This is a genomic window from Acinetobacter legionensis (assembly GCF_048552295.1).
Taxonomy (GTDB): Bacteria; Pseudomonadota; Gammaproteobacteria; order Pseudomonadales; family Moraxellaceae; genus Acinetobacter.
Map to the genome: position 1 here is coordinate 38993 of NZ_JBIMCW010000031.1, position 9000 is coordinate 47992.

At 37.6% G+C, this 9000-nt stretch carries 9 protein-coding genes and 1 pseudogene; 8 read left to right on the forward strand and 2 right to left on the reverse strand.

From position 1 onward, the window contains the following. Nucleotides 1-127 precede the first annotated feature (127 nt). The 6 genes from ACG916_RS18505 to ACG916_RS18530 all read left to right on the forward strand — a co-directional run bounded on the left by ACG916_RS18505 (nucleotide 128) and on the right by ACG916_RS18530 (nucleotide 6631). On the forward strand, nucleotides 128-1591 hold the full coding sequence (locus ACG916_RS18505) for a carotenoid oxygenase family protein (RefSeq protein WP_419327608.1): 1464 nt from the start codon (nucleotides 128-130) through the stop codon (nucleotides 1589-1591). A 104-nt stretch (nucleotides 1592-1695) separates the two neighbouring features. Next, the gene (locus ACG916_RS18510) at nucleotides 1696-2223 is read left to right on the forward strand and encodes a hypothetical protein (RefSeq protein ID WP_419327609.1); all 528 of its coding nucleotides are present in this window, start codon (nucleotides 1696-1698) and stop codon (nucleotides 2221-2223) included. A 202-nt stretch (nucleotides 2224-2425) separates the two neighbouring features. Beyond that, entirely contained in the window at nucleotides 2426-3232 is an 807-nt protein-coding gene (locus ACG916_RS18515; protein WP_419327610.1) for an RsiV family protein, read from the forward strand. 108 nt (nucleotides 3233-3340) lie between these two features. After that, nucleotides 3341-4612 (forward strand): serine--tRNA ligase, encoded by a 1272-nt coding sequence (serS, locus tag ACG916_RS18520; protein WP_336952784.1) that lies wholly within the window; start codon nucleotides 3341-3343, stop codon nucleotides 4610-4612. 81 nt (nucleotides 4613-4693) lie between these two features. After that, entirely contained in the window at nucleotides 4694-6067 is a 1374-nt protein-coding gene (cysG, locus tag ACG916_RS18525; RefSeq protein ID WP_336952783.1) for a siroheme synthase CysG, read from the forward strand. 84 nt (nucleotides 6068-6151) lie between these two features. Beyond that, complete coding sequence (locus ACG916_RS18530; RefSeq protein ID WP_336952782.1) at nucleotides 6152-6631, forward strand: tRNA (cytidine(34)-2'-O)-methyltransferase; 480 nt, start codon at nucleotides 6152-6154, stop codon at nucleotides 6629-6631. A 288-nt stretch (nucleotides 6632-6919) separates the two neighbouring features. On the opposite strand, the gene ACG916_RS18535 is transcribed toward ACG916_RS18530, so the two are convergent. Together ACG916_RS18535 and ACG916_RS18540 are read right to left on the reverse strand one after the other, a co-directional pair. Next, a complete protein-coding gene (locus ACG916_RS18535) occupies nucleotides 6920-7297 on the reverse strand; it encodes a hypothetical protein (RefSeq protein WP_419327611.1) in 378 nt (125 codons plus the stop codon). 100 nt (nucleotides 7298-7397) lie between these two features. After that, a complete protein-coding gene (locus ACG916_RS18540) occupies nucleotides 7398-7799 on the reverse strand; it encodes a winged helix-turn-helix transcriptional regulator (RefSeq protein WP_419327612.1) in 402 nt (133 codons plus the stop codon). Nucleotides 7800-7966: 167 nt separating this feature from the next. Between ACG916_RS18540 and ACG916_RS18545 the strand changes: the two genes are divergently transcribed. Next, nucleotides 7967-8668 (forward strand): SDR family NAD(P)-dependent oxidoreductase, encoded by a 702-nt coding sequence (locus tag ACG916_RS18545; RefSeq protein ID WP_336952778.1) that lies wholly within the window; start codon nucleotides 7967-7969, stop codon nucleotides 8666-8668. A 37-nt stretch (nucleotides 8669-8705) separates the two neighbouring features. Beyond that, nucleotides 8706-8906 (forward strand): annotated as a pseudogene (locus tag ACG916_RS18550) (flavodoxin family protein); the annotation flags it as partial. Between the last annotated feature and the right edge of the window lie 94 nt (nucleotides 8907-9000).

Sequence of the window (9000 nt, forward strand, 5' to 3'; positions counted from 1 at the left end):
ACAAAGCAATAGACTCGGTCATGTTAATCAGGCGAATGATAAATAGCGACGAGCAAATAAAGTGGCTTTCAATATAAGATTATTCTATGCTCAAACAAGGGTTTGAATATAAAAATAGAGATTCTGTATGTATCGCAAAACACAATTGAAACTCAAACATTACCCAAGGATAACTGCGCAAAAATCATTTTTTAATGTTTTGAGACAAAAGTTAATCTGCGTGATGGAGCGATTTTTAAGGCGACATCGTCGTGATAAGGAAGTTAATCTATATCACAAAAAGCTTTACCAACCAGTTGAAGAAATCATCACAACTCACTTAAAAATATCAGGAATTATCCCAGATCATTTAAATGGCTTATTGTTAAGAATTGGTTCAAATCCGATTGAGATAGAAAAGCCTTCATTATTTGAGTGGTATCTTGGTCATGGAATGATTCATGCACTCAAATTACAAGCAGGTAAAGCAATCTGCTTTAAAAGCAGTATGCTGGCCACAGATACTGTACAGAAATATAAACAACGTCCCTCAATAGGTGGTTTTCGCCGTGGTGCACATGATGTTGTAAATACCAACATTTTTAAACATGCAGGAAAGCTTTGGGCAGTGATTGAAGCTGGCGCGTTTCCGATCTGCTTAGATGATGAGTTAAATGCAGAACGTTATCAGTTGTTTAATAGTGATGCTGATTTACCGTTTACGGCACATCCTCGTAAAGATATCAAAACAGGGCACCTACATGCGATTAGTTATGATGCCTTAGATCGTAAAAATGCCTATTACCAAGTGATTGATCAGCATGGCGATTTGATTCATGTGACGCAAATTTTATTACAACATGGTCCCATGATTCATGATTGTCTCATTACACAACATGAAGTTTTGGTTTTTGATTTTCCACTTACTTTTTCTATGGCTCGATTATTACGTGGCGCAAGTGTTCCGTATCAATGGAATAAACAACATCCAGCGCGTATCGGAATATTGCCTAAATATGGAAATGCTGAAAAGATTCAGTGGATTGAGCTTGAGCCATGTTTTGTTTTTCATGCGGCAAATGCTTTTCGTGATCATGAAAATAGAATTATTTTAGATGTTTTAGTACATCAGGACGATTTTGAACATTCTCAACACGCAGCTTATGAATTGCAACATGCACAATTAGAGCGTTGGAGCATTGATCTAAACTCACAGACATTAGATAGATCTGTACTCGACTCTCGGATTCAAGAATTTCCGAAAATTGATGCGCGTTTTACTGGGATTCCATATCGTTATTTATATACTTTGGGTTTTGCTGGAACTGCATTGTTCAATTGTTTATATATTCATGATTTAGAAATGCAAACATCGGTGAGTTATGATTTTGGTATACAGTGGGCAATGGGTGAAGTCACTTTTGTGGCTGAGCATGAGCACAGTGCAGAAGGGCATGGTTATTTGATGGCCTATTTACATCATGTGGACGGAGAAGCAGCCAAAGCTGTTATTTTAAAAGTAAATGGATTGGAAATTCAGCCACAAGCTGAAATTGATTTGGGGGTACATGTACCACTGGGGTTTCATTGTAATTGGGTGGATTTAGCTTAAGGTTTGAATTATGACTGTAGATTTTAAACATCCCTTATATCATCCAGAAACGGCCTCTAACTCTTTTATCACTGCAGATCTTTTTTTGTGTTTAATCAAGCTTTATGAAGTTTTTTTCAAACAGAGAATCCAGTTTTGAGCTGAGTCGTTACTACGATGTATATTTAGAAGTCACCCCAAATAAAAAAATATTAAAAGCTTTATTTTCAGTTCACAATAATTATGAAAAGTATCTTTTAAATACAATTTTCTATTGTTATGACATAAAGAAGAAAGTGTTTATTTATGATGACGCGAGTGATTTATTTGAAGAACAAATTGATGAAGTCAGATGCGATTTTGAGGATAATTTGGATGGAGTTGTCAGTCCTGCAATCACATTGAAAATGATCAAACAAGCTGGGAAGTATTTTGTTCAACATAATGAACGTGGTGCTCCACGACAGTTCCATACTTTTGTGCTAACATTTTTTAGTGATAATGATTTATTTGTAGTTTTGGCTCAACCCAGTGTTGGCCCTGACCCTGAGGATTGGATGTTTGGTGTTATTAGTGGTATTCAATGTTATTTAGTTTTTGATCTAATGAGTTTAAAAATTATAAAAATAGTATTATTTGCACACAAGAAATGATTATTTAAAACATAGTCATCAACAAAAAAGATGGATAAATGCGCGTATCAACAGGAAGAAGATGTTAGCAGAAAGCAAATCTTTGAAATAACAACGCGCTTATTTACAGTGTAAATAGGTGATAATTACAATAATGAATATTAATTTAAAGGTTCTGGTTTTATGATAGGGCTATTACTAAATATGCTTTAAAGATATAGAAATGAAAGTAAATTTTAAAAGTGGTCTGATTTTTTTATCTCTTTTATCCAGTATGCTCATGGTTAGCGCATGCCAGGAAAAGCCGGAACCTCAAGCAGAACAGGCTGCAACTGCGACTCAACACGCGCAAATACCGCTGATTCAAGCCAAAGTTGAGCGAGTCAACGTGGTAAAAAAACAGTTTTGTGATGAAGATGGTTGTACACAATATGATTTGCAAACTGTTAAAAGTAATGTGCCTTGGCTAGATGATTATTTTCTAAATCGTATTAAAAAAGATGTACCTGGCGCATTTGAAAAAGATCAAAATCATGCCCAAGCTGAAAGTGAAGCGCAATCTTCAGCTAAAGGTTTAAATCAAAATTCAATTTATGTTCGTTTTATTTCACAACAAAATAATTTAGCCACTTTTGTGATCCAGACTTATACCTATGTAGCAGGTGCAGCTCATGGGATGTATCACAATGAATATGTGACATTCGATTTAACCACGCAAAAGCGCCTCGCCTTAACTGATATTCTAAAACCAAACGTGGAAGCAAAAGTGGCTGAACAGCTTTATGATGCCAATGCGAATTGGTTGATTCAAAAAGATATTACACGTGAAAAGTTGCAGTTAAGCGATAACTATTATTATGGTGTAAATGGTCTAGTTTTTGTTTATCCACTGTATGAGCTTACCTCTTATGCAGAAGGTATGCCTGAGTTAAAACTGCCGTATCAAGTGGCAAAAGATTTGATTAAAGCTGAGTATTTACCAAGTCTACCTCAAGTCGAAGCGGCTGTCGAAAAACCTGTTACACCTTAATTGCCTTCAAATCATACAATTCATGTATGTCTAATGCTCTGTCACTGTATTTTTTACAGTGAAGAGCTTACACTATAGTCAGTTTTTTTCTTACCCTTTAGATTGACTATGATCGACCCGAAATTAATCAGAAATAATATCGAGGCTGTAAACTTAGCCTTAGCCAAACGTGGTGTACAACTCAATGTTGAAGAATGGGCATCACTAGAAGCTCGCCGTAAAGAAATCCAGTCTAGAACTGAAAACTTACAGGCAGAGCGTAATTCGGGTGCGAAACAAGTTGGTCAAATCAAAAAATCTGGTGGCGATGCTTCAGAAATCATGGCACGTATGGGTGCGATTGGTGATGAAATTAAAGCTGCTGAAGTTGAATTGAATGAACTTCAAGCTGAATTAGAAGCAAAATTACTCTCTATCCCAAACATGCCACATGAGTCTGTACCAGAAGGGAAAGATGAAAGTGATAATGTTGAAGTATTCAAATGGGGAACACCGCGTCAATTTGATTTCGAAATCAAAGACCATACAGACCTTGGCGAAATGATGGGTGGTTTGGAGTTTGAAACGGCAACCAAGTTAACGGGGACACGTTTCAGTGTATTGAAAGGTCCATTAGCCCGTTTACAACGTGCATTGACCCAGTTCATGCTCGATACGCATACCCTGAAAAATGGTTATACTGAAGCATATGTACCCTATCTTGTTAATGCAGACTCATTGCGTGGTACGGGTCAACTGCCTAAATTTGAAGAAGATTTATTTAAATTACAAGGTGAAAAAGAATACTATTTGATTCCAACTGCTGAAGTTCCAGTGACGAACTTTGTACGTAATGAAATCATTGATGCTGATCGTTTACCGTTGAAATATGCTGCGCATACACCATGTTTCCGTAGTGAGGCGGGTTCTTATGGTCGTGATACTCGAGGTTTGATCCGTCAACACCAATTCGACAAAGTTGAAATGGTTCAAATCGTAAAACCTGAAGATTCAATGGATGCTTTGGAAGCATTGACAGGGCATGCGGAAGGGATCTTACAAGCTTTGGGTTTACCATATCGTAAAATCGTTTTATGTGGTGGTGATATGGGCTTTGGTGCATGCAAAACTTATGATTTAGAAGTTTGGGTACCAAGCCAAGATACATATCGTGAGATTTCTTCGTGTTCAAGTATGGGAGATTTCCAAGCACGCCGTATGATGGCGCGTTATCGTGCAGATCAAAAGAAAACTGAGCTGGTACATACTTTGAATGGTTCAGGCTTGGCTGTAGGTCGCACTTTATTGGCCGTGATGGAAAATTACCAACGTGCTGATGGCTCTATTGAAGTGCCAGAAGTGTTACGCCCGTACATGGCTGGTGCAACATTTATCGATTAAATGTCGAAAACTCGATATTTGGTTCAGTTTTGTGCATAAATATTGCTTAGTACAATCAGATTTGAACTTTTGAGGAACACTGTGGAAATTTTCCCAATTTCACTAAAACTGCAAGGGCAACCTTGTCTGATTGTGGGTGGTGGGCATATTGCTTACCGCAAAGCAGTATTACTTGCAAAAGCAGGTGCAGTGATTCATGTGATTGCGCCAAATATAGAGCAAAATCTCTTAGATATTGTCCATTCAACCTATGGGCAATATCATGCGGATAAATTTGATTATCAAATTAGCCTAAGTAGCTATCGTTTGGTGATTGCTGCAACCAATGATAAAGCTGTCAATCAAGCTGTTTTTGAAGCTTGTGAAGATTTAAATGTGTTGGTCAACAGTGTTGATGATCCTCCACATTGTCGCTTTATGGTGCCTGCGATCATTGACCGTTCACCACTGGTAGTTTCAATTGCCACCAATGGTGCTTCTCCTGTTTTATCTCGCCAGATTCGTACTCAGCTCGAAGCTTCTATTCCACATGGCATGGGTAAACTTGCTGATTTTTCTGGAAAATGGCGTAAAGCAGTTAAAGAGCAGATTAGTAATCCTGATGAACGTCGAATCTTTTGGGAAGATTTATATGCCAGTCCTTTAAAAGAGCAGGTATTTAATGACAACCTCAAAGAGGCGGATCGTTTAATTGAACAAGCTTTGACAAAATGGCAAAAACCAAAAGGTGAAGTTTATTTGGTGGGGGCAGGACCAGGTGATCCTGAGCTGTTAACTTTAAAAGCACTTAGACTGATGCAGCAAGCGGATGTGGTGATTTATGACCGTTTGGTCTCTCCAGCAATTTTAGAATTATGTCGGCGTGATGCTGAAAAAATATATGTCGGAAAAGCACGTTCTAATCATTCCGTGCCACAAGATGGTATTAATGCATTACTGGTCAAATATGCCACCGAAAACAAACGTGTATGTCGTCTAAAAGGTGGTGATCCATTTATTTTTGGTCGCGGTGGTGAAGAAATTCAAGAGCTTTTTGCAGCCAATATTACATTCCAAGTCGTCCCAGGTATTACTGCTGCATCAGGTTGTTCAGCCTATGCTGGGATTCCGCTTACACATCGTGATTATGCACAAAGCGTTCGTTTTTTGACGGGGCATTTAAAAGAAGGTTCACCAGAATTACCTTGGAATGAGCTGGTTTACGAAAATCAGACATTGGTTTTATATATGGGCTTGGTGGGACTAGAAAAAATTTGTGAAAATCTAATATCACATGGTCAACGTCCAAATATGCCAGTGGCTTTGATCTCCAAAGGGACAACCCCAGATCAAAAGGTGGTGGTTGGAACTTTGGCAGATATTGCATCAAAAGTTGAAGAAAACCATATTCAAGCGCCTACTTTGACCATTATTGGTGAAGTGGTGAATTTGCGCGAACAGTTACAGTGGCAATAATATCTGCCTAAATTTTTCTTTAAAAAACTGACATGGTCTTTTTTTAAAGTACTTAGGTTGTATTCTGATAAGTAGAGATCTCCCGTGATTCATGTTGTTTTATACGAGCCTGAAATTCCTGCAAATACAGGGAATATCATTCGTTTATGTGCCAATACAGGTGCACAATTACATCTAGTCAAGCCTTTAGGTTTTGAACTGGATGATAAAAAGTTGCGCCGTGCAGGATTAGATTATCATGAATGGGCACATATGAAAGTTTGGGAAAACTTTGCTGAATGTCTGGCACATTTAGAGGTGCAGGGGATTGATCTTGATGCGATTTATCCTTTAACTACCAAAGGTACTGAAACACCGCATACTTCAGATTTAAACCGACCTGTGGCTTTATTGATGGGGCCAGAAACACGTGGTTTACCAGAAGATGTCCGTATGATGTTCCCAAAGGCGCATTGGATTCGTTTACCTATGGCACCGAATTCACGTAGTCTGAATTTATCGAATGCCACCGCAGTGATTCTATATGAAGCATGGCGTCAACAAGGATTTAAAGAATTAAAATAAAAATCATAACCCATCGTTTAGATGGGTTTTTATTCATATTAGTTTATGATTTCCTTTTGAGAAAGAGCGATGTGATTATCTTTGCATAAAAGCGACTTCATCTGTTGGAGGCTTTAAAATGAGTAATCACAATATTTATCTTAATTTTTGCCCTTTCTTTGCTGTGTAGCAAATGTCTGAGCCAGTCATTTTTTCTATAACCGTTCTTAAATAATGTGGGCAGTCTGTATCAGAGTGCTCCGACATTTGTACTTTATTATCCATACTTTAAAATAATTCAGATTTTAACTATTTGTTTGGTCCTAAATAGGTCACTGTTTCAGATTTCGGTATACCTTTATAATCTGTGATTAAGATATTCAGTTTAATTTTTTGTCCTTTTTTAAATTCAGAGCGATTCGGGAAATTTCTTAAATTTTCTTCTAAGACTTTGCCGATATAGTTTTGACAACCACTATCTGCGCGGCCTACCTCTTGCGCTTTTTTTACAACACCTTTTATGTTGAGTGTTGTTTCCTCAATTTCACCTAAGCCATCTTTATTGATATATAGCGTACGTGTAGAAGTGTTTTCTAAAAGCTTAACCTCTAAATCACAAGAATTTTCATAGGACGCAAAAGCACTATGGCTGAGGATTGCTAGAATAAAGAGCAGTGGAATTTTCATTATTTTTCTCCCTTTGATATGTTTTATTAAAATTATGCTGAGTTTAATCATATTTACAACATATCAAGCTGAGTTAAAGTCATGTTCTGAGTGTTGAGATTTATGCTTCCTGCAACAGAGCTGGCTCATTTTTTGCTTGAATTGCATCAAATTGTTCTTGTGCGCGAATCACATGTTGCACATTGCCTTCAGCCCAGAGCTTAAATGATAAAGCAGTTTGAGCAAACTCAAAGCCTAGAGAGGTTAATGCATATTCAACACGAATCACATTGTTCTCATGAATTGTACGGGTGATAAACCCATCTCTTTCCAGAATTTTTAATTTTTGCGAAAGTACTTTAGGTGAGATCCCTGTTAAGTTTTTTTTCAGTTCATTGAAGTGTTGAGAGTGCTGATGAAGTCGATAAATAATCATCAAAACCCACTTATCTGCAAATTTTTCAAAAAAAGATCGTGCCGGGCAATTTGGATGAAAAATATTAAAATTGAATGCATTAGTCATCAATCTATACCTCTATTTGGAAAGTTATAACCAAGAAATGACCAGTTACCACATAGTAACTAATTGATACTAGATTTCAAAAGTATATCATAAGTTAATCAGGTCAATACAACTTCTGCTGATTGATAGCGTTGATAGACCATTTTATATTTATGAGCGTGGTTTTAATGAAAATAACAGATGCGGTCGTTTTTATTACGGGTGCAAATCGTGGTCTAGGTTTAGCACTTGCCCAGCAAGCGATACAACGTGGCGCCAAGAAAGTTTATGCAGGCATGCGTAATCTTCAAGGTTTTAATCAACAGGGTATTATTCCGATTGTTGTAGATGTCACAGATCCCGTATCTATTCAAAAAGCTGTTGCAGAATGTGGTGATGTCAATCTATTAATCAACAATGCAGGTATTGCACGCTTAAATGAAAGTCCTGTAGACGCAAATATTGCAGCTGTGACACGGACGGTTTTAGATACCAATCTTTATGGTGTGATCAATACGACTCAGCAATTCTCTCCAATTTTAGCAAGCCATTCTGAAAGTTATATCGTCAATATTTTATCGGATGTGTCTTGGGAACCCAGCACGATGTTAGCCAGTTATGCAATTTCTAAAGCAGCAGCATGGTCATTTACCAATTCAACTCGACAATGGTTAGTTAAAGCCAATGTTCATGTGATGGGGGTACATGTCGGTTTTGTCGACACAGATTTAACCCAATCACTCGATATTGCCAAAATTTCTCCACACACAGTGGCGCAACACGTATTTGATGGAATTCAACAAAATGCCTTTGAAGTGTTGGTTGGGGAATCTACCCAACAACTCAAACAAGGTCTAACGGCAACCGTTCCAAGTTATATCAAACATTAATTTTTAAATATTTACCGTCTATATAAGAGGACTTATCATGTCAAAAATCGCTGTTGTTTATCATTCAGGTTATGGCCATACCAAAGTCATTGCAGAAACCTTTGCCAATGAAATTCAGGCAACACTTATCGAAGTGGATCAAGAAGGCAATATTCAAGATCAAGATTGGGACACTTTGGATGCCGCAGATGCAATCGTATTTGGTGCACCAACTTACATGGGCGGTGTGCCTTGGCAAGAGGTGGTCCCACATGTTTGAACAACTAAAAGCTTATTTATAAGTGATACTCTGCTCTAGTTAAGCTACCTTATTTTGTTGTGGTAGCTGGTCA

Excerpts from the sequence above, each read along its gene's own strand:
- ACG916_RS18540 (WP_419327612.1), bottom strand. The coding sequence starts at position 7,799 with ATGACTAATGCATTCAATTTTAATATTTTTCATCCAAATTGCCCGGCA.
- serS (WP_336952784.1), top strand. The coding sequence starts at position 3,341 with ATGATCGACCCGAAATTAATCAGAAATAATATCGAGGCTGTAAACTTA.
- ACG916_RS18515 (WP_419327610.1), top strand. The coding sequence starts at position 2,426 with ATGAAAGTAAATTTTAAAAGTGGTCTGATTTTTTTATCTCTTTTATCC.
- ACG916_RS18545 (WP_336952778.1), top strand. The coding sequence starts at position 7,967 with ATGAAAATAACAGATGCGGTCGTTTTTATTACGGGTGCAAATCGTGGT.
- ACG916_RS18505 (WP_419327608.1), top strand. The coding sequence starts at position 128 with ATGTATCGCAAAACACAATTGAAACTCAAACATTACCCAAGGATAACT.
- ACG916_RS18535 (WP_419327611.1), bottom strand. The coding sequence starts at position 7,297 with ATGAAAATTCCACTGCTCTTTATTCTAGCAATCCTCAGCCATAGTGCT.
- ACG916_RS18510 (WP_419327609.1), top strand. The coding sequence starts at position 1,696 with ATGAAGTTTTTTTCAAACAGAGAATCCAGTTTTGAGCTGAGTCGTTAC.